This is a genomic window from Bacillus sp. 2175 (assembly GCF_057812155.1).
Genome location: NZ_CM173819.1, coordinates 376,468 through 396,149, shown reverse-complemented (window position 1 = coordinate 396,149; position 19,682 = coordinate 376,468). Strand labels below are relative to the sequence as shown.

Annotated in this window: 17 protein-coding genes, 1 pseudogene and 1 riboswitch; of the genes and pseudogenes, 5 read left to right on the top strand and 13 right to left on the bottom strand. The window is 36.1% G+C overall.

All coding sequences use genetic code 11. From position 1 onward, the window contains the following. Positions 1 to 547: 547 nt before the first annotated feature. The 4 genes from gatB to ACXKY9_RS02210 all read right to left on the bottom strand — a co-directional run bounded on the left by gatB (position 548) and on the right by ACXKY9_RS02210 (position 4,131). The gene (gene gatB / locus ACXKY9_RS02225; protein ID WP_001047685.1) at positions 548 to 1,975 is read right to left on the bottom strand and encodes an Asp-tRNA(Asn)/Glu-tRNA(Gln) amidotransferase subunit GatB; all 1,428 of its coding nucleotides are present in this window, start codon (positions 1,973 to 1,975) and stop codon (positions 548 to 550) included. 14 nt (positions 1,976 to 1,989) lie between these two features. Beyond that, complete coding sequence (gene gatA / locus ACXKY9_RS02220; RefSeq protein WP_000051441.1) at positions 1,990 to 3,447, bottom strand: Asp-tRNA(Asn)/Glu-tRNA(Gln) amidotransferase subunit GatA; 1,458 nt, start codon at positions 3,445 to 3,447, stop codon at positions 1,990 to 1,992. Positions 3,448 to 3,462: 15 nt separating this feature from the next. Beyond that, positions 3,463 to 3,753: an Asp-tRNA(Asn)/Glu-tRNA(Gln) amidotransferase subunit GatC gene (gatC, locus tag ACXKY9_RS02215; RefSeq protein ID WP_000086999.1), complete on the bottom strand. Its 291-nt coding sequence runs from the start codon at positions 3,751 to 3,753 to the stop codon at positions 3,463 to 3,465. A gap of 141 nt (positions 3,754 to 3,894) precedes the next feature. Then, positions 3,895 to 4,131, bottom strand: a complete 237-nt coding sequence (locus ACXKY9_RS02210) for a YiaA/YiaB family inner membrane protein (RefSeq protein ID WP_001254391.1) — start codon at positions 4,129 to 4,131, stop codon at positions 3,895 to 3,897. A 231-nt stretch (positions 4,132 to 4,362) separates the two neighbouring features. Between ACXKY9_RS02210 and ACXKY9_RS02205 the strand changes: the two genes are divergently transcribed. The 4 genes from ACXKY9_RS02205 to ACXKY9_RS02190 all read left to right on the top strand — a co-directional run bounded on the left by ACXKY9_RS02205 (position 4,363) and on the right by ACXKY9_RS02190 (position 6,817). Next, positions 4,363 to 4,845, top strand: a complete 483-nt coding sequence (locus tag ACXKY9_RS02205; RefSeq protein WP_000942481.1) for a MarR family winged helix-turn-helix transcriptional regulator — start codon at positions 4,363 to 4,365, stop codon at positions 4,843 to 4,845. A gap of 76 nt (positions 4,846 to 4,921) precedes the next feature. Next, a complete protein-coding gene (locus ACXKY9_RS02200; RefSeq protein WP_002100673.1) occupies positions 4,922 to 6,103 on the top strand; it encodes an ArsA family ATPase in 1,182 nt (393 codons plus the stop codon). After that, positions 6,096 to 6,287 carry a DUF3926 domain-containing protein gene (locus ACXKY9_RS02195; RefSeq protein ID WP_000544105.1) on the top strand — a complete coding sequence of 64 codons (192 nt, stop codon included), beginning with the start codon at positions 6,096 to 6,098 and terminating at the stop codon, positions 6,285 to 6,287. The genes ACXKY9_RS02200 and ACXKY9_RS02195 overlap by 8 nt, the downstream gene beginning before the upstream one ends. Positions 6,288 to 6,349: 62 nt before the next feature. Beyond that, positions 6,350 to 6,817, top strand: a complete 468-nt coding sequence (locus tag ACXKY9_RS02190; RefSeq protein ID WP_001986283.1) for an HXXEE domain-containing protein — start codon at positions 6,350 to 6,352, stop codon at positions 6,815 to 6,817. Between the two features lie 164 nt (positions 6,818 to 6,981). On the opposite strand, the gene ACXKY9_RS02185 is transcribed toward ACXKY9_RS02190, so the two are convergent. The 3 genes from ACXKY9_RS02185 to ACXKY9_RS02175 are packed head-to-tail and all read right to left on the bottom strand — an operon-like array spanning position 6,982 to position 9,532. Further along, complete coding sequence (locus ACXKY9_RS02185) at positions 6,982 to 7,836, bottom strand: MetQ/NlpA family ABC transporter substrate-binding protein (RefSeq protein WP_000721594.1); 855 nt, start codon at positions 7,834 to 7,836, stop codon at positions 6,982 to 6,984. Between the two features lie 21 nt (positions 7,837 to 7,857). Further along, the gene (locus ACXKY9_RS02180; RefSeq protein ID WP_001261865.1) at positions 7,858 to 8,523 is read right to left on the bottom strand and encodes a methionine ABC transporter permease; all 666 of its coding nucleotides are present in this window, start codon (positions 8,521 to 8,523) and stop codon (positions 7,858 to 7,860) included. Further along, the gene (locus ACXKY9_RS02175; RefSeq protein WP_000623013.1) at positions 8,513 to 9,532 is read right to left on the bottom strand and encodes a methionine ABC transporter ATP-binding protein; all 1,020 of its coding nucleotides are present in this window, start codon (positions 9,530 to 9,532) and stop codon (positions 8,513 to 8,515) included. Before ACXKY9_RS02175 ends, ACXKY9_RS02180 begins: the two co-directional genes overlap by 11 nt. 123 nt (positions 9,533 to 9,655) lie before the next feature. Continuing rightward, a riboswitch (SAM riboswitch) is annotated at positions 9,656 to 9,762 on the bottom strand. A 243-nt stretch (positions 9,763 to 10,005) separates the two neighbouring features. Here ACXKY9_RS02175 and ACXKY9_RS02170 point away from each other — a divergent pair. After that, positions 10,006 to 10,571: pseudogene (locus tag ACXKY9_RS02170) on the top strand (cysteine hydrolase family protein). A gap of 250 nt (positions 10,572 to 10,821) precedes the next feature. Here ACXKY9_RS02170 and pruA read toward each other — a convergent pair. The 6 genes from pruA to pcrB form a co-directional block, all read right to left on the bottom strand. After that, positions 10,822 to 12,369, bottom strand: coding sequence for an L-glutamate gamma-semialdehyde dehydrogenase (gene pruA, locus ACXKY9_RS02165; protein WP_000259555.1), 1,548 nt, complete (start codon positions 12,367 to 12,369; stop codon positions 10,822 to 10,824). A 154-nt stretch (positions 12,370 to 12,523) separates the two neighbouring features. Beyond that, a complete protein-coding gene (locus ACXKY9_RS02160) occupies positions 12,524 to 13,294 on the bottom strand; it encodes a TSUP family transporter (RefSeq protein ID WP_000391975.1) in 771 nt (256 codons plus the stop codon). 96 nt (positions 13,295 to 13,390) lie between these two features. Beyond that, positions 13,391 to 14,587 (bottom strand): CamS family sex pheromone protein, encoded by a 1,197-nt coding sequence (locus tag ACXKY9_RS02155; protein ID WP_000717034.1) that lies wholly within the window; start codon positions 14,585 to 14,587, stop codon positions 13,391 to 13,393. A gap of 16 nt (positions 14,588 to 14,603) precedes the next feature. Then, positions 14,604 to 16,613, bottom strand: a complete 2,010-nt coding sequence (ligA, locus tag ACXKY9_RS02150; RefSeq protein ID WP_000031613.1) for an NAD-dependent DNA ligase LigA — start codon at positions 16,611 to 16,613, stop codon at positions 14,604 to 14,606. Positions 16,614 to 16,628: 15 nt separating this feature from the next. After that, the gene (gene pcrA / locus ACXKY9_RS02145; protein WP_002100669.1) at positions 16,629 to 18,878 is read right to left on the bottom strand and encodes a DNA helicase PcrA; all 2,250 of its coding nucleotides are present in this window, start codon (positions 18,876 to 18,878) and stop codon (positions 16,629 to 16,631) included. Between the two features lie 12 nt (positions 18,879 to 18,890). Then, on the bottom strand, positions 18,891 to 19,580 hold the full coding sequence (pcrB, locus tag ACXKY9_RS02140) for a heptaprenylglyceryl phosphate synthase (protein ID WP_000272101.1): 690 nt from the start codon (positions 19,578 to 19,580) through the stop codon (positions 18,891 to 18,893). Between the last annotated feature and the right edge of the window lie 102 nt (positions 19,581 to 19,682).

Below are 19,682 nucleotides of genomic sequence, written 5' to 3'. Positions count from 1 at the left end.
AGGAAATTTCTTTATGTATCGAAAAAGAACATACTGAACTTCTATTCAGTATTCCCATGCCTACCTCCTCTCATCTTGCTATCCTTCTTTTATCCCGCTCAAACAGGCAGTAAGAACCCGATTCGTGTAGTCCATCAAAAGTAAATATTCATTTCAATGGTTTTTTATTTGACTTCAAAATTTATCCCGCTATTTGCGGGCAGTAAATGCCCGATTGGTGAGGGCTAATAATCAATGGTGGATGAACCTCCTACTGATTAAAGTTTCACTTTATTTCTATCCATTCTTCCATAAAAATTTACATATAACGAATAATAACTATCTATTATTTCATGAGATGAAAAAAACCTCTATGTTTAGATTTATCATTATTCCCACCTTTTTGCAACTATCATACCATAGTTGCTATACAAACATTTTTCCACTTTTGACAGTTAATCAAACGTTTGTTTAAACGATTTTGTCTCATTTAAACAAACGTTTGATTAACCTAGAAAAACACCCATGTACGGGTGTTTTTCTGCTTAATCTTTAAAAGTCACTACTATTATCGCTTATTAATCTCTTCAAGTAAGATTTTGTTAACAAGTGGTGGATTTGCTTGTCCTTTTGTAGCTTTCATAATTTGACCAACTAAGAAGCCAATTGCACGGTCTTTACCGTTTTTAAAGTCTTCGATAGATTGCTCATTATTATCAAGAATTTCTGTTACAACTTTACGAAGTGTACCCTCGTCAGAAATTTGAACAAGACCTTTCGCTTTAACGATTTCTTCTGGGTCTCCACCTTTTTCAATTAATTCGTTAAATACTTTCTTCGCGATTTTAGAAGAAATTGTACCTTTTTCAATTAATTGAACCATTTTAGATAAACCAGCAGGCGTTAATGCAACGTCTTTTAATTCTTTTTGTTGTTTGTTTAAGTATGCAAGTACTTCACCCATTAACCAGTTCGATGTTAATTTCGCATCAGCACCGTCTGCAACAGTTGCTTCAAAGAAATCAGACATCTCTTTCGTTAATGTTAACACGTGTGCATCATAAGCTGGTAAGCCTAATTCTGCAACGTAGCGAGCTTTACGTGCATCTGGAAGTTCTGGAATAGAAGCTCGAACTGCTTCTTTCCACTCATCATCGATGTAAAGTTCAACTAAGTCTGGCTCCGGGAAGTAACGGTAATCGTCAGATCCTTCTTTCACACGCATTAAGATTGTTTTCTTTGTTGCTTCATCATAACGACGTGTTTCTTGTTGGATGATGCCACCAGATAACAGTTCTTTTTCTTGGCGCACTTGCTCATGCTCAAGACCTTTTTGTACGTAAGTGAATGAGTTTAAGTTTTTCAGTTCCGCTTTTGTACCGAACTTCTCTTGTCCAACTGGACGAAGGGAAATGTTCGCATCACAACGTAAGGAACCTTCTTCCATCTTACAATCAGATACACCAGTGTATTGAATGATTGATTTTAACTTCTCTAAGTATGCATATGCTTCTTCTGGCGTACGCATATCTGGCTCAGATACGATCTCGATTAAAGGCATACCTTGACGGTTGTAGTCTACTAATGAACCATCAGCTGTATGCGTTGATTTACCAGCATCTTCTTCTAAATGAAGACGTGTAATACCGATACGTTTCTTTTTACCGTCTACTTCGATTTCAATCCAACCATTTTCACCAATTGGCTTATCAAATTGAGAGATTTGGTAAGCTTTCGGGTTATCTGGATAGAAATAGTTTTTACGGTCAAACTTCGTTTCCGTTGCGATTTCACAGTTTAATGCCATTGCAGCTTTCATTGCAAAGTTAACTGCTTCTTTATTTAAAGTAGGAAGTACCCCTGGGTATCCTAAGTCAATTACACTTGTTTGTGTATTTGGCTCCGCTCCGAATTCTGTTGGACTCGCAGAGAAAATTTTCGAATTTGTTTTTAACTCAACGTGAACCTCTAAACCAATAATTGTTTCTAAATTCATCTATGCTCGCCTCCTTACAGACTTGCTTTTTTTGTATGATAGTCTGTTGCTTGCTCAAACGCATGTGCAACGCGGTAAATTGTCGCTTCATCGAAGTGTTTACCAATGATTTGTAGACCAAGTGGCATGTTGTTAGCACCGAATCCACATGGAACAGAAATCGCTGGAACACCCGCTAAGTTTACTGGGATTGTTAAAATGTCATTTGCATACATTGTCATTGGATCATCAACTTTTTCGCCCACTTTAAATGCCGGAGTTGGCGTTGTTGGTCCAATAATAACATCATAGTTAGCAAATACATTTTCAAAGTCGTTTTTAATTAATGTACGTACTTGTTGTGCTTTCTTGTAATATGCATCATAGTAACCAGAGCTAAGCGCAAATGTACCAAGCATAATACGACGTTTAACTTCATCACCGAAACCTTCACTACGTGTGTTTTTGTAAAGATCTAATAAGTTATTTACATTATCAGAACGAACACCGTAACGCACGCCATCAAAGCGTGAAAGGTTCGCAGATGCTTCAGAAGAAGATAGTAAGTAATACGTTGCTAGAGCGTATTTAGAGTGTGGAAGCGATACTTCCTCCCAAGTTGCGCCCATACCTTCTAATACTTTTAAAGCAGCTAGTACTGACTCACGAGCTTCTTCGCCAACACCTTCGCCTAAGTATTCTTTCGGTACAGCAATGCGTAAACCTTTAACATCGCCTGTTAAACCAGCTAAATAGTTTCCAACTTCAACGTTTGCAGAAGTTGCATCCATGCGGTCAATACCTGAAATAGCTTGTAATAAGTATGCATTGTCTTCTACTGTACGTGTAATCGGTCCGATTTGGTCAAGTGAAGATGCGAATGCTACTAATCCGTAACGAGATACGCGTCCATAAGTTGGTTTTAAACCTACAACACCGCAATATGCAGCTGGCTGACGGATAGAACCACCCGTATCAGAACCTAGAGAGAATAGTACTTCTCCTGCTGCTACAGCTGCTGCAGAACCACCACTAGATCCGCCCGGAACGTAATCTAAGTTCCATGGGTTTTTCGTAGCGTAGAATCCTGAGTTTTCATTTGAAGAACCCATTGCGAACTCGTCCATGTTTAATTTACCGATTGTAATTGTGTCAGCAGCTTTTAGCTTTTGCACAACTGTCGCATCATAAATTGGATCGAAGTTTGCTAACATTTTGCTCGCACAAGTTGTACGAAGACCGTTAGTTACAATGTTATCTTTTACACCAATTGGCATACCGAATAATAAACCATTATCTTCAGCGCCGATTTTTGCATCTAATTCTTTCGCTTTTGCGCGTGCATTTTCTTCATCTAATGTAAGAAAAGCTTTTACGTTATCTTCAACATCCGCAATACGTTTGTAAGATTCTTCTACTAAATCCGTAACGGAAATTTCTTTGTTGTTTAACTTCTTATGTAACTCTGATACTGAATGATCAAATAATGACATCGAAATTCCCCTCCTCTATTCTAATACTGCTGGAACACGGATTTGATTATCTTTGTGATCCGGTGCATTTTTTAATACTTCTTCGACTGGTAAACCTTTTTCTGGTACATCTTCACGCATAACATTTTTCATAGTTAATACATGAGTTGTTGGTTTTACATCTGTTGTATCTAATTCATTTAACTGTTCTGCAAATGTAACAATTGCATCTAGTTGTTTTTGAAATTTTTCTGCTTCTTGATCAGTAATTGCAAGACGTGCTAAATGTGCTACGTGCTTTACATTCTCAACGGAAATTCTTGACACGGCTAGGCCACCTCCATAATATATCGTTCAATCTACAATACTATTGATGATACCAAATTTTCAGTACTTCAAGCAAGTCAACACAGAGTACTTACGCCATTTTTACATAAAAAAAGAAAGGCAAATGCCTTTCTTTACAATTTACTCTTTATCTAACGGTTTATTTTTCGGAAATCTCTCGTTATCTTCTTCATTATCACGAATTGTTTTTTGTAATACAAAACAAGACATCGTTAAAAATAATGTTCCAATTAAATAGTATCCTTTTACACTAAGCGTTTCATCTAACGTATAAATCCCAATTAGCATACCTGAAATCGCACAAACAAATGAAGTCCATGCTAAAAACGTGAACGCTTGCGTATTACGTCTTCTCATCGTTCTCCCCCTCGTTAGCTGCATACCCATTATAGATAAGTATATTTACCATGATGGATTTTTATGTAAATTCTCGTTTTATATTTATAAATCTATCATAAAAGAATACTATTTTAAAGAAAGTTTTCTGCCTAATCTGAAAAAACAATTAAAATCATTGACAATTATTTCTATTCTACATAAAATAAAAATAAATATTACGAACCTCGAAATATACGGGAGTGGAATTAATTGTTGCAATATGAACATTTTTTAGACTTACTGCTAGATAACGCCAAGAAACTTTTCTATCCTGAAGAATGGGTAAGCCTAGATTTAACACTTTCTAAAACAGAAGTATTTTGTTTACTTTGGATGGAACGAAATACAGATATTACAATGACGAAAATTGCTGATCTTCTTGATATACCGATGAGTACAACAACGGGCGTTGTAAATCGCCTTGTAAAAAAGGGATATATTGAACGCTACCGTGATGAAAATGACCGACGTATTGTATTAATTCGGTTAACAGAAAACGGCGTAATGCTCGTTCAAGAAGTAAAACAAAATGCGGCCCATTACTTTAGCTTAGTAACAGAAGCATTATCAGAAGAAGAAAAAGCATTCTTACTACAAATCTTCCAAAAAATCATGAATCACATCGCTACGTCACAGCAAAAAACAGAAGAAAAGATTTCTACACCTAAAATGAAAAACATTCCGATTGAATAAAACCCTATCTGGGTTTTTATTCAACCATTTACTTCGACACTCGTAATATTCGACATTCGAAACAAAGGGGATATGAATGATGAGAATTATCTTGTATACAGGTAAAGGCGGCGTAGGAAAAACTAGCATTTCAGCAGCAACAGCAATTCAAAGTGCGAAACAAGGATTAAAAACATTAGTAATGAGCACAGATCCTGCTCATAGTTTAGGAGATTCATTTGGTATAAAGCTATCTTCTGAACCACTAGAAATTCGTGAAAATTTGTGGGCACAAGAAATTAATACGATTTATGAAATGGAAAAAGGCTGGGGAAAATTACAGAAATATATTACACTACTCTTCACTTCTAAAGCAGCTGATGATATTACAACAGAAGAATTAACGATGTTTCCCGGTATGGAAGATTTAATTAGCCTACTTCGCGTACTCGATTATTATAAGCAAGACACATATGATGTTATCATTATTGATTGTGCCCCTACAGGAGAAACATTAGCAATGCTAAGCTTTCCAGACATGCTCGGCTGGTGGATGGAAAAATTATTTCCTATTAAAAGAAAAGTTTTAAAAGTCGTTCGTCCTGTAGCTCAACCACTCCTTGGTGTCCCTCTTCCAACCGACGATATTATGGACGAATTAACAAGTACACTTGAACAGCTCGGAGAAATGAGAGATATTTTATCAAATCGAGAAGTAACAAGTATCCGCATCGTTGTAAATCCTGAAAAAATGGTCATTAAAGAAGCCCAGCGCAGCTTTACTTATTTGAATTTATACGATTATAACGTAGATGCCATTATGATTAACCGCGTCATCCCTAACACTGTCACCGATCCTTATTTTCAGGCATGGAAAGATACACAGAAGAAATATAAAACATTAATTAAAGATAGTTTTCAACCCCTTCCTATTTACGAAGCTCCAATGTTTGAACAAGAAGTTGTTGGTTTGTCTATGTTAGAACGTGTAGGAGATTCTTTATTTAAAACTGATCATTCCCCTACAGAAGTAAAATTTAACGGGCGCACTCAATATGTAAAAAAGGATGGCGATGAGTATATTTTCGTTCTGTCCATTCCCTTCTCAAACAAAAGTGAACTTTCCTTAAATCAAAAAGGTGATGAACTTATTATTCGAGCGGGTTCTGTTAAACGGAACATCACGTTACCAAAAACATTAACACACCTTTCTATTCAAGGAGCAAAATTTGAAGAAGATGTACTAAATATTCGGTTTGGAGGTGTAGTACATGCATGAGGAATTACTACGAAGGGTAATTCGTACAAAAGTAAAAGTCGGGATGCATATATTAGAAGAGCTACCTAATCCAATCCAACAATCAGCTAAGCAAATATTAAATATTTTACAAGAGGAACTAGCTGCTTATCTGAAAGAACGAGAGCATCATGAAGTTAATTTAAAAAATATCATAATTGAATAACCATCTCTGTATAGAGGGCCTTTTTTTAGGCTTTCTATACTTTATTGGAGTGATGTAAATTGATGAAAAAACATTCCACTACTATATTCTGGATCATTCCCTTATTATTTTTCATTCATAACCTTGAAGAAGCTTTCCAAATGCCACAATACCTTGCTAATCAATTTTCAATCCGTCTTATAACTAGCCAACAATTTTTCATCGCCATTTCCGTATTAACAATCTTTGTATTACTTATCGTCTTTCTATATCAACTTAACTTCTTGTCTTCTATATGCTGGATTATTTTTATACAAGGGGCCATCTTCTTCAACTCTGTTCAACATATTATTTTGTTTTTCATTTATCGCTCTTATAACCCCGGCGTAATATCAGCATTTTTCATTACTCTCTTTTCTATTTTCTTTTTTTTATCAAAAAAACACTTAATTCATCCAAAGCAATTCGTAATTACACTCCTTTTCAGCTTATTTTCTTATCCCATTATAATTTGGATCACCTTACTGTTCGCTAGCTACTTTCATTCATAAAAAAAGACCAGGAAAATTCCTGGTCTATCACTCTACTTAACAAACATTGGATTCTATGTTATACAAAATTGGAAGGTACAGAATTAGGGTTTGTTTGTTAAGTTTATATGTTGAACGAACTAACAGCGGAGGGGTTCCTTCTGTTAGTCCATTAAACCCAATGATTATTTTACGATTTTTTCAAGCTCATCAAGTGAAAGATCTACTGAAATGGAACCATCATTTGTTTCTTTCTTAATTGCGTCTGTTACTTCTTTTGAATGATATAGTTCAATTACTTTTTTCAATGTTGGATCATCTTTATCTTTCTTACGAGCTGCAAAAATATTAATATATGGCTTTGCATTTTCATTCTTTGGATCTTCTAAGAAAATAGGATCCTTCGCTGGATCTAATCCAGCTTGACCAGCAACACCGTTATTAATAACTGATGCCGCTACATCTTTTAACACACGAGGTGTTTGCTGTGCGATAACCGGTGTAATTTTTAATTTCTTCGGATTTTCAGCAATACCACTTGGATCTCCAAATAGACCAAAGTCTTTTTTAAGCTTTAATAATCCAGCTGCATCAAGAAGTTTTAATGCCCGTGCTTGGTTCGTTGGATCGTTTGGAATTGCAATTTCTGAACCATCTGGGATTTCATTTGCTTTCTTATATTTTTCAGAGTATAAACCCATTGGCGCAATTTGCGTTGTACCAACAGCTGTAATATCTAACTTATGCTCTTTTTTAAATTGCTCTAAGAAAGCAATATGCTGGAATGAGTTTAATTCAATATCTCCATCAGCTAACGCTTTATTTGGCGTTGTGTAATCAGAGAACTCGACCAGTTTAATCTTAATCCCTTCTTTTTCAGCTTTTTTCTTCAAAATTTCCCAAGCGTCTCCATCCGTTCCAGTTACACCGACGCGAACTACTTTTTCTTTCGCTCCTGCACCCGTGTCTCCACTTGAGCAGCCGCTTAATGCTGAGACTCCTACAATCGCTGATAATGCAAATGCTAAAATTTTCTTCATTTTCTTTTCCTCTCTTCCTTTTTATGATCTGCGTAACAAGACTTTCGCAAAGTAGTTTCCTAAATTTTGAGCTATCTGTACGAGAATGATAAGTAACACGACCGTTACGAACATAACTGATGTATCAAAACGTTGATAACCATATGTCATTGCCAAGTCACCAAGACCGCCACCACCGACAAGCCCAGCAACTGCAGAGAATTCAATTAAACCAACTGTCATAAATGTGACACCTAAGATTAATGGTGCTAACGCTTCTGGTACAAGGATTTCAAAAACAATTCTAATTGGTGAGGCGCCCATTGCTTGCGCTGCTTCAATTACTCCTTTCGGAACGGAAACAAGGTTTGTTTCAACCATTCTAGCAATACCAATTGATGCGACTAACGTCATCGGGAAAATTGCCGCTGCTGTTCCAATCGTCGTTCCGATAACACTTCTTGTTAGTGGACTTAAGGCTACTAAAAAGATAATGAATGGTACCGGACGAATTGTATTAATTATGATGTTAAGAATAGAAAAGACCCATTTATTTTCTAAAAAGTTTCCTTTTCTCGTTACATATAAAAGTAAACCTAGAGGTATACCCAGAATTGTAGCGAATATAAGGGTTACAATTACCATTAAGAGGGTATCCCCCGTCGCATCTAGTATGCGCGGCCAAAATATACTCCAATCAACTCGCATGAGCTTCTACCTCCTTCAGCTGCACTTGCAGTCTTAGATGTTGTAATGCTTTTTGAATTTCCCTCTGCTCACCTTGCAACTCTACAAGAAGATTTCCAAATAGCACATTTTGAAGTTCAATAATATTTCCGTACAGTACATTTACATCGACGTTATAGTTTTTTGCGATATATGATAGTACCGGCTGTCCTGTCTCCTCACCAGTAAATGTTAGACGATAAATTTGACCACCATTTTGAATTTTCGCTAGAACACTTTCCGGTAAATGATCATTAATGACAGAACGTACAAAGTTTTGAGTCGTCTTTGTTTTTGGTTGCGTGAAAACATCAAACAGTTTTCCTTCTTCAATAACTTTCCCCTTCTCCATTACAGCTACACGGTGACAAATTTCTTTCACAACATGCATTTCATGTGTAATAAGAAGAATTGTTAAATTGTATTCTCGATTTACTTTCTTTAATAAGTTTAGAATTTCTGTCGTCGTTTCTGGATCTAAGGCTGATGTTGCCTCATCACATATAAGAATATCTGGCGATGTCGCAAGTGCTCTAGCAATGCCCACACGCTGCTTTTGCCCACCTGATAGCTGCTCTGGATAATAGTTTGCTTTATCTTCTAACCCTACAAACTTCAGCAGTTCATTTACTCTTTCTTTTATCTCATTCTTTGGTACTTTCGCTAACTTTAATGGATAAGCAATATTTCCAAATACTGTTCTTGAATTAAATAAATTAAAACTTTGAAAAATCATTCCGATTCTTTGTCTTAGTTTACGCAATTCTTTCGTCGATAATGATGTAATATCTTTATCATCTATTGAAATCGTTCCTGCCGTCGGTCTCTCTAACATATTTACTAAGCGTAATAACGTACTCTTTCCAGCGCCACTAAAACCGATAATGCCAAAAATTTCGCCTTTCTCAACTGATAATGTTACATCCTCCACCGCATGAACAGATTGGCCAGCTGATTCATACACTTTACTTACATTGGTAAAAGAAATCATTTTTTTCCCTCCTATATGCTGTAAAAACTTGAAGCAGAGCTTTCGAGGTAAAATAAAAAGTGCCCTCCTTCTTATCAACCATAAAGATAAGAAGGAGAGCACTTATATGTACTCGTTCACATCTTCTCATCTTCCAAGCCTTTATATGGCTTGCTGGAGTTAGCACGGTATTAAAAAAACCCGTTGCTGAGGTATCGTAGGGCCAGTCCCTCCACCTCTCTGGATAAGAATGTATCGATTTAATTGTCGTTTAATTAATTCTCATTATAGAACTCAGAATAATAAGAGTCAATACATTTTTTAGAAAAATATTAATTATTCCTTTATTAAAATTTTCAGATGAATATTCATCTGAAAATTAGTAACTTTCAAGGTTATTTAAAATTCTTCTTCCTCATATTTTTAAACAGGAGAATCCTCTCTACGAATTGAATAAATTTATTTGAATATGAAACTCGGAGGAAGATAAATATATGAAAACAGCTCTTTTACTCGTCGATATTCAAAACGATTATTTTCCAAATGGAAAGATGGAATTGCGTAATCCAGTAGAAGCAAGCGAATATGCTAATCAGTTATTACAACAATTTAGAACAAACAGCGAACCTATTTTTCATATCCAACACGTAGCTATAAAAGATGACGCTACTTTTTTCCTACCTAATACAGAAGGTGTACATATTCATGAAAGCGTACGTCCACTTAGAGAAGAAACAGTTATAGTCAAACATTATCCAAATAGCTTCCGAGAAACTAATCTTCTAGAGCAATTAAAACGTTTAAATATTGAACATGTCGTTGTATGCGGGATGATGACTCATATGTGTATCGATGCAACAGTAAGGGCTACATTCGATTTTGGCTTTCAATGTACCGTTATACATGACGCTTGTGCTACAAAAGACCTTTCTTTTAAGAACGCTACTATACCAGCTGTTTATATTCACAATACAATTTTAGCTAGTTTAAATGGCGTATATGCAAATGTAATAAGCACGCAAGAATTTTTAGCTACATAAAAAAACACTCCTTTCAGTGAGCAAAACTGAAAGGAGTGTTCCTTGTCGAACCATAGATTTTCTTTCAAATTGTATTATACAGGAAATTCTCAAAATGAATACTAAAAAATATGACTAATAAGTCAACTTTTCTCATCATTTTATTTCTGTTCACATGTTTATCACGCTATTAATAGGTTTTAGCTCATTCTCTTCGAACGACGGTAATATATGGGGTTTCAATTTTAAAAGGAGCTCTTCACATTCTGTGAAGAGCTCCTCTACTATTTCTTATAAAGTTTCAGAAGTAGTTTTTGCTTGCATGTGAAGTGCTAAGTAATCAGGTCCACCAGCTTTAGAGTCTGTACCAGACATGTTAAAGCCACCGAATGGTTGGTAACCTACGATTGCACCAGTACATCCACGGTTGAAGTATAAGTTACCAACGTGGAAGTCTTCGCGTGCTTTTTCAATATGGTCACGGTTGTTAGTAATAACAGCACCTGTTAAACCGTATTCCGTATTGTTTGCAATTGCAAGTGCATGATCGAAGTCTTTCGCTTTACAGAATGCTACTACCGGTCCGAAGATTTCTTCTTTCATTAAGCGAGCATCTTCTGCAACGTCAGCAACGATTGTTGGTTGGATGAACCAGCCTTTAGAATCGTCTCCTTCGCCACCTGCTAAGATTCTACCTTCTTCTTTACCAATTGCAACATAGCTCATTACTTTATCAAATGCAGCTTGGTCATTAACAGGACCCATGTTTGTACCTAATACTGCTGGGTTAGCAACTGTTAATTCTTTTGTTAATTCAACAGCACGATTTAATACGTGATCGTATACATCTTCATGGATTACTGCACGAGAACATGCAGAACATTTTTGTCCTGAGAATCCGAATGCTGATGCAACGATAGACTTAGCTGCTAATTCAAGATCTGCTTCTTTATCAACAACGATTGTGTCTTTACCGCCCATTTCAGCGATAACGCGTTTTAACCAAATTTGTCCTGGGTTTACTTTCGCTGCACGCTCATAGATGCGGATACCTACATCACGAGATCCCGTGAAGCTTACGAAACGTGTACGAGGATGATCTACTAAGTAGTCACCAACTTCAGAACCGTTACCTGGAACGAAGTTTACTACACCAGCTGGTAAGCCAGCTTCTTCTAATACTTCCATAAATTTCGCCGCTACTACAGGAGTTGTACTAGCTGGTTTTAGTAATACTGTGTTACCAGAAACTAAAGCAGCTGTTGTCATACCTGCCATAATTGCGAATGGGAAGTTCCAAGGAGAAATGATAACACCTACTCCTAATGGAATGTAAGAGAAACGATTATATTCAATTGGACGGCTTTCTACTGGAATACCGTCTTTTAATTTTAACATTTGACGACCATAATATTCCATAAAGTCGATTGCTTCTGCTGTATCAGCATCTGCCTCATTCCATGGCTTACCTGCTTCTTTTACAAGAATAGCAGAGAATTCATGTTTTCTGCGACGAACGATTGCTGCAGCACGGAATAAAATGTCTGCACGCATTTCTGGCTTTGATTTTCTCCAAGTTTGGAATGTTTCATCCGCTACTTGCATTGCTTTTTCAGCTAACTCACGGCTTGCTTTTGAAACACGACCAACAAGTTCTTCTTTATTTGCAGGGTTTACAGAAACAATTTTGTCTTCTGTAGTGATTTTTTCTCCCCCAATAATTAATGGATAGTCTTGTCCAAGATAAGATTCTACTTTCTTTAAACCTTCTTCAAACGCTAATTTGTTAGCCTCCACTGAAAAATCTGTAAATGGCTCATGTTTGTATGCTACTACCATTTTTTTTAGCCTCCCCTTAGAAAAACGTTTACATTTTACAACATTATTCTACACGATAATTTAGATTTATTCAAATATTCCTAGACTTATATTTTAAAAATTAATAAATTTTTAAAATATAATAAAAAAAAGAGATTCATACATGCGTATGAATCTACAAAATATGAGTATATTCCAAAACATTTTTCCCGATCAATAATATAGTAACTAATAAAAATAAAGTCCTTACATATCCAACACCTTTTTGAACCGCAAACTTCGATCCAAAATAAGCACCTAAGATCATTGATAATCCCATGATAATACCGTATTCAAAATGAATTATGTCTAAGAATAAAAAAGTAATTAAAGATACAATATTACTAACAAAGTTCAAAAGTTTTCCAGATGCTGCCGCTTGAATAAAATCCAAGCCAATTAATAAAAATGCAAAAATTAAAAACGACCCTGTCCCTGGTCCAAAAAACCCATCATAAAATCCTATCATTAAAATAGCAAAGAAAAATATTAATGTTTTTCTTTGCGTCATCTTCTTATAGGTAGACACACTTCCCCAATTCTTTTTTGCAATAATATAAATAGCAATAAATACCAACATTACAAGTACTAATGGGCGTAAAATATCCGATGGAATAAATTTTACTACTAAAGCACCTGCAACAGCTCCAACAATAGTTAACGGGATTAACTTTCCTACAATTTTAAAATCAACTTTTCCTGATCGAATGAAATACATCGCACTCGTAAACGTCCCCATTGTTGCCGCTAATTTATTCGTTGCAATTGCCGAAGCTGGCGATAGGCCAACAAACATAAGTGCAGGAAGCGAAATTAACCCTCCTCCTCCAACAACGGAATCAATAAAAGCTGCTAAAAAACCGAATGCAATTAATAAAATAATGACTTGAAAACTTAATTCTTCCATGAGCTTTACCCCTCACCCCTATTTTTTACAACATTTTAAATTATAACAAAATTACATAAGAAAAAAAGCTGTTCCATAGAGGAACAGCCTTCATATTTAATCTAAAATTTTCACAAGTGGTTCATCTTGTTTTGCTTCACGTATAATAATAGCTTCTGGGCGTTCTACAGATTTAATCGTTACTTGTACTTTCATATAATTCGGGAAGTATTCCATAACAAGCCCTGCCACATATTGTGTAAAACCAACTATTTCCGCTTTTCCATTAAACTGGACAGGAATATCAAGCTTCATTTCTCTTAATTCATCATCTCTATACATACCAGTACCAATAACAGCTGTATAGTCGCCTTGGAAATAATCGCTTAGTTTTGCCTTAAAGTTGGATACTCTTGCAAGATCTTCACGTTTATTATCTGTTTTCGCTTGCTCTGATGGGAACAAATAATATTTTTCATTAATTTGTTTCCAATCTTCAACCGTTTCACTACCTTTTTCGACATTTGCATAAGAAACAAAATTACCTGGCACGAGCGAAGACTTTGGAGCTTGGCGATAAATCGCAAATGTTATCGGAATATTTTTTGTTTCAGGTTCTTTTTGATGTATGACTTTCAAAATTTCTTGCGCCATTTTTTTCCCTTCAGCTAACATCTTTTCATCTGGGATTGCAGCTTCACGTGGGTAACCATGCTCTTCGTTAAAATATTGAACAGAATTCATCGCTAATCCAACTACCATACCAACACGTTCCTCGCCGTTATCGCCTTTTTTCACATAATAATCATGCTCTAAAATATTTGAAATATATATTGGATTTTTTTTATTTTTCACTTCTAGTGATTCGGATCCTGTTCCTAACGCAGGATTTAATCCTATATTTGGAAATTTAACTGCATCTTTTTTTAATTTTTCCTCTAGTTCCTTTTGTTCAGCATCTGTACGTTTTCTTTTAACAAGCATCTGTATAGTTTGAGTATCTAGAGCTTTTCCGCCTTTTAAAAAATTATCTTTCGTACTAAATGATTCTTTTGCAATTCGCATTAATCCTGTTTCAAATTCATCTATATCAAGGCGACTATTTAACCCTTGCACCACTAAACCACGTGCCTTTCCACCATCAAATGGAATAGTCGTCTTATAATATTCATCCGAAATAGCGTATTTTGGAACAACTGATTGTTCTTTTGCTTTCCCCGATTTCCCAGCCACTTTTTCATCTTTGTCGGCACCTGCACTACACCCACTTACAAGTAGGCCAAGGCTTAATACCGCTAATGCTATTTTTTTCATGGTAAGTTTGCACCTCTTACTTATTTAGCTCTTGTAAGAACCTCTCTTCATTCCAAACCTCAACATTATGTTTCTCCGCTTGTGCTAATTTCGAACCAGCTGCTTCACCTGCAACAACTAAATCCGTACTCTTACTAACACTTCCTGTTACTTTTCCACCTAATGCCTCAATCTTCTTCTTCGCTTCACTTCGTCCCATAACTTCTAGCTTACCTGTTAAAACAACCGTTTTTCCTGCGAAGTAAGATTCAACATTTTGTAAATCTGCAATTTTTATACCTTTGTATGTCATATTCACGCCATACTCTTTAAACTGCTGTAATAACTCTAATACATCTTCATTATCAAAATATGTCACAACAGATTGAGCCATTTTTTCGCCAATTTCATTAATTGCTTTTAGTTCTTCTTCCGTTGCTTTTACAAGCTCATCCATCGTTTCAAAGTGCTCTGCAAATGTACGTGCTGCTTTCGCTCCAACGTGGCGAATTCCAAGACCAAATAATAATCGCTCTAACGAGTTTTCTTTAGAATTTTCAATTGCTTGTATTAAGTTTGTTGCTGATTTTTCACCAAAACGTTCTAACTGTAATAATTGCTCTTTCGTCAATGCATATAAATCAGCAAATGTACGAATGTAATCAGCATCAAAGAGTTGTGTAATGACACGTTCTCCAAGTCCATCAATATTCATTGCATTTCTTGAAACGAAATGGATTAACCCTTCTCGAATTTGAGCAGGACAAGTTGGATTTATACAACGAAGTGCTACTTCTTCTTCTAAACGAACAAGTTCACTCTCACATGCTGGACAATGAGTTGGCATGCGGTATTCTTCTTCCTCACCAGTACGCTTATCAAAAATAACGTTCACAACTTCAGGAATAATATCTCCAGCCTTCTTCACAACAACGTAGTCACCAATTCGAATGTCTTTTTCACGAATTAAATCTTCGTTATGTAAAGAAGCACGACGAACAATCGTACCAGCAACTCTCACTGGCTCTAGTTCTGCAGTCGGTGTTACAACCCCTGTTCGGCCAACACTTAATTCAATGCCTGTTAATCTCGTTACAACTTCTTCAGCCGGAAATTTATAAGCAATCGCCCACCTTGGACTCTTCGCTGTAGTTCCTAGACTTTCTTGAAGAGCAACATCATCTACTTTTATAACGATTCCATCAATCTCATAATCAAGATGCGGACGTTTTTCTTGCCATTCTTCTACATAAGCTATAACTTCTTCAATTGTTTCACATGTACGGCGATTTGGATTTGTCTTAAATCCAAGTTCACCTAAGAAATCCAGCGATTCACTATGTGATGAAATTGTTTTTTCTTCTACATTCGCAAGACCATACACAAACATAGATAAGTTACGCTTCGCTGCAATTTTCGGATCAAGTTGACGTATTGAACCTGCTGCTGCATTACGCGGATTCGCAAATACATCTTCTCCATTTTGCTCTTTTTCTTCATTTAGTTTAACGAATGAACGCTTCGGCATATAAGCTTCGCCTCTTGCTTCTAACGTTACTTCTTCATTTAAACGAAGTGGGATAGCTTTAATCGTTTTTAAATTTTGAGTAATATCTTCACCTGTTACACCATCACCACGTGTCGCCCCTTGAATGAAGCGTCCTTTTTCATAATGAAGCGAAACGGCAAGCCCGTCAATTTTTAATTCACATATATATCTTACATTCGCACCATCAATTCCTTGACGTACTCTTCTGTCGAAATCACGTAAATCTCCTTCGTTAAATGCATTTCCTAAACTTAACATTGGTGACTTATGTGTTACTTTTTCAAATATATCAAGAACAGTCCCCCCAACGCGAACGGAGGGAGAATCTTCACTCATAAACTCTGGGTTCTCTGCTTCTAATTTTATAAGCTCCTGCATATTACGGTCATATTCCGCATCAGAAACAGAAGGATTGTCTAATACGTGATATTGATAGTTAAATGTATTTAACAAGTCACGTAATTCTTCTATACGTTTTTTTACTATCTCTTTTGACATATCCTCATTCCTTTCCTATTGTTTCGTCACAGGCGCAAATTTTGCTAACAAACGTTTAACACCAATTGGGCTTGGGAACGCAATATCTAATTCTTTTGCATCACCTTCACCTTTTACACTTACAACTGTACCGACTCCCCATTTTTGGTGGGAAGCTTTATCTCCTACTGCCCAGCCAATTTGTTCGCCGCCTGTCGTCTTAGCTGCAGGGCGCGCGAAAGCTGAACGAGAGCGTGTTGCTGTTGTGATTGTCGTTTTGCCGCTACTTGCCGTTCTGCCTTTTGTACCAAACGATGTTTCACGCTTCGGCGCTGTTTCATTTAATGATTCCACTAGTTCTGTCGGGATTTCTGTAATAAATCGAGACGCAGCGTTCATACTTGTTCTACCAAATAATGTACGCATTTGCGCGTTAGATAAATATAGCTCTTCTTCTGCACGAGTAATACCTACATAAGCAAGACGACGTTCTTCTTGCATTTCATCCTCTTCCATAAGAGAACGAGTATGAGGGAATATCCCTTCCTCTAAGCCAACAATAAAGACAACCGGGAACTCTAATCCTTTCGCCGAGTGCATCGTCATTAAAATAACTTCTTCACCAGCAGTTGGGTCTTCATCTACACGATCAATATCAGCAACAAGTGCTAAATCTGTTAAGAATGCAACAAGGCTCTTATCTTCGCTTTGAGATTCAAATGTTTGCGTAACAGATAAGAACTCGTCTAAGTTTTCTAAACGACCTTCCGCTTCTAAAGAACGTTCATTTTTCAACATATCGCGATAGCCTGTTTTTTCAATAACTTCTTCTACTAATTCTGTAACAGATAAATACTCTTGCATATTTACCCAGTTATTTAATAAATTCGCGAATTCTTTTACTGCCTTTGTAATTTTTGCACTTACTCCAACATGCTCAATCTCATCAAATACAGCAGTTAATGAAATTCCATTTTGCACACCGTAATTAATAATTTTATCGATAGAAGTCGCACCAATGCCACGCTTTGGCACATTTATAATACGTGCAAAACTAATTTCATCATCTGGATTACCGATTAAACGTAAGTACGCCAAAATATCTTTAATCTCTTTACGATCGTAGAACTTCGTACCCCCGACAATTTTATACGGAATGTTAGATTTAAGGAAAATCTCCTCGACCATACGAGACTGAGCATTCGTACGATATAGCACTGCAAAATCAGTATATTTTCGTTTCCCCATTTGAATATCGTCACGAATTTTTTTTGCAACAAAATACGCTTCGTCCTTTTCAGTTGCAGCACGATAATACGAGATTTTACTTCCAACTTGATTGTCTGTCCATAATTTCTTCGGCTTACGATTCGTATTTTTTTCAATAACAGCATTCGCTGCATTTAAAATATTTTGTGACGAACGATAGTTTTGTTCTAACAGAATTACTTGTGCATTCTCATAGTCTTTTTCGAATGACAAAATGTTAGAAATATCTGCACCACGCCAGCGATAAATAGACTGGTCAGAGTCACCCACAACACAAAGATTTTTAAAACGCGCTGCCAAATGTTTAACAAGAAGATATTGCGCTTTGTTCGTATCTTGATACTCATCAACATGAATATATTGGAACTTACGCTGATAAAACTCTAATACTTCTGGAACACGTTCAAATAGCTGAATCGTCGTCATAATTAAATCATCAAAGTCTAATGAATTATTTTTCAAAAGACGTTTTTGATACTCTGTGTATACATCGCTCGTTAATTTTTCATATGGATCAGCCATTGTAATTTTTTTTGCATATTTATCCGCAGATAACAGTTCATTTTTCGCATTACTAATACCCGCTAAAATAGAGCGCGGCTCAAATTTCTTCGGATCAACATTGCGCTCTTTCATAATTTTTTTGACTACAGTTAGCTGATCACCTGAATCTAAGATTGTAAAGTTACGATTAATACCAATACGATCGATATCGCGTCGTAAAATACGTACACACATAGAGTGGAACGTCGAAATCCAAATATCTTCTGCTTCTGGTCCCACAAGTGTATCAATACGCTCACGCATTTCACGAGCTGCTTTATTTGTGAAGGTAATAGCTAGTACATTCCATGGTGCTACACCTTTTTCACCAAGTAAATACGCAATACGATGTGTTAACACACGTGTCTTACCACTACCTGCACCTGCCATTAATAGAAGTGGTCCATTCGTTGTTTGTACTGCTTTTTGTTGCTGTGGATTTAAACCGTTTAATAACTTATCTGTCATACTCATATACGCCTGCACCTACTCTCCTTTTACTGCTTTAACTATTTTTAACGCCGATTTTATATCATCATAAATAATATTTCCAACAACTACTGTATCAGCATATTGTGCCATTTCTTTCGCCTGTTCTGCATTAGAAATACCACCGCCATAATATAACTTAGCTTGTTTCAATTCTGCTTTTACATTTTTAACAAGTTCAACATCTCCATACGTACCGCTATATTCTAAATAAAATATCGGTAAACGTAATAGCTTGTCTGCTAAACGAGCATATGCAATAACGTCATCTTCTGTTAAATCACATTTCGCTTCTGTAAGCTGGGCTACTTTCGCTTCTGGATTTAAAACACAATACCCTTCCATAAAAATTTCGTCCCAGTCCATAATATCCCCAAATTCTTTCAATGCCTCATGATGAACACCTGTTACCCATTCTACTTTTCGGCTATTTAAAACACTTGGGATGTAATAAAAATCAAATCCTGGTGTAATTGCTTCTACATCAGAAACCTCTAATACACAAGGAACTGCATATCTACGAATGCTAACTAGCATGTGTAATACGTTATCAATTGTAACTCCATCACTTCCGCCTACAATAACCGCATCAGTTCCAGACTCACAAATCATTTCTAAATGTTCATCGCTTAACTCCTTATTTGGATCAAGCTTAAATACATGTTTCCATCCGGAAATATCGTACATGAAAACACCCTTCCTTTTCTCTAGTTATATATATTTCTGTTCAAAATAACAGTTTATTTTCATCATTATTGTTTTAACTTCATCTTAAATATTTGTTTAAAA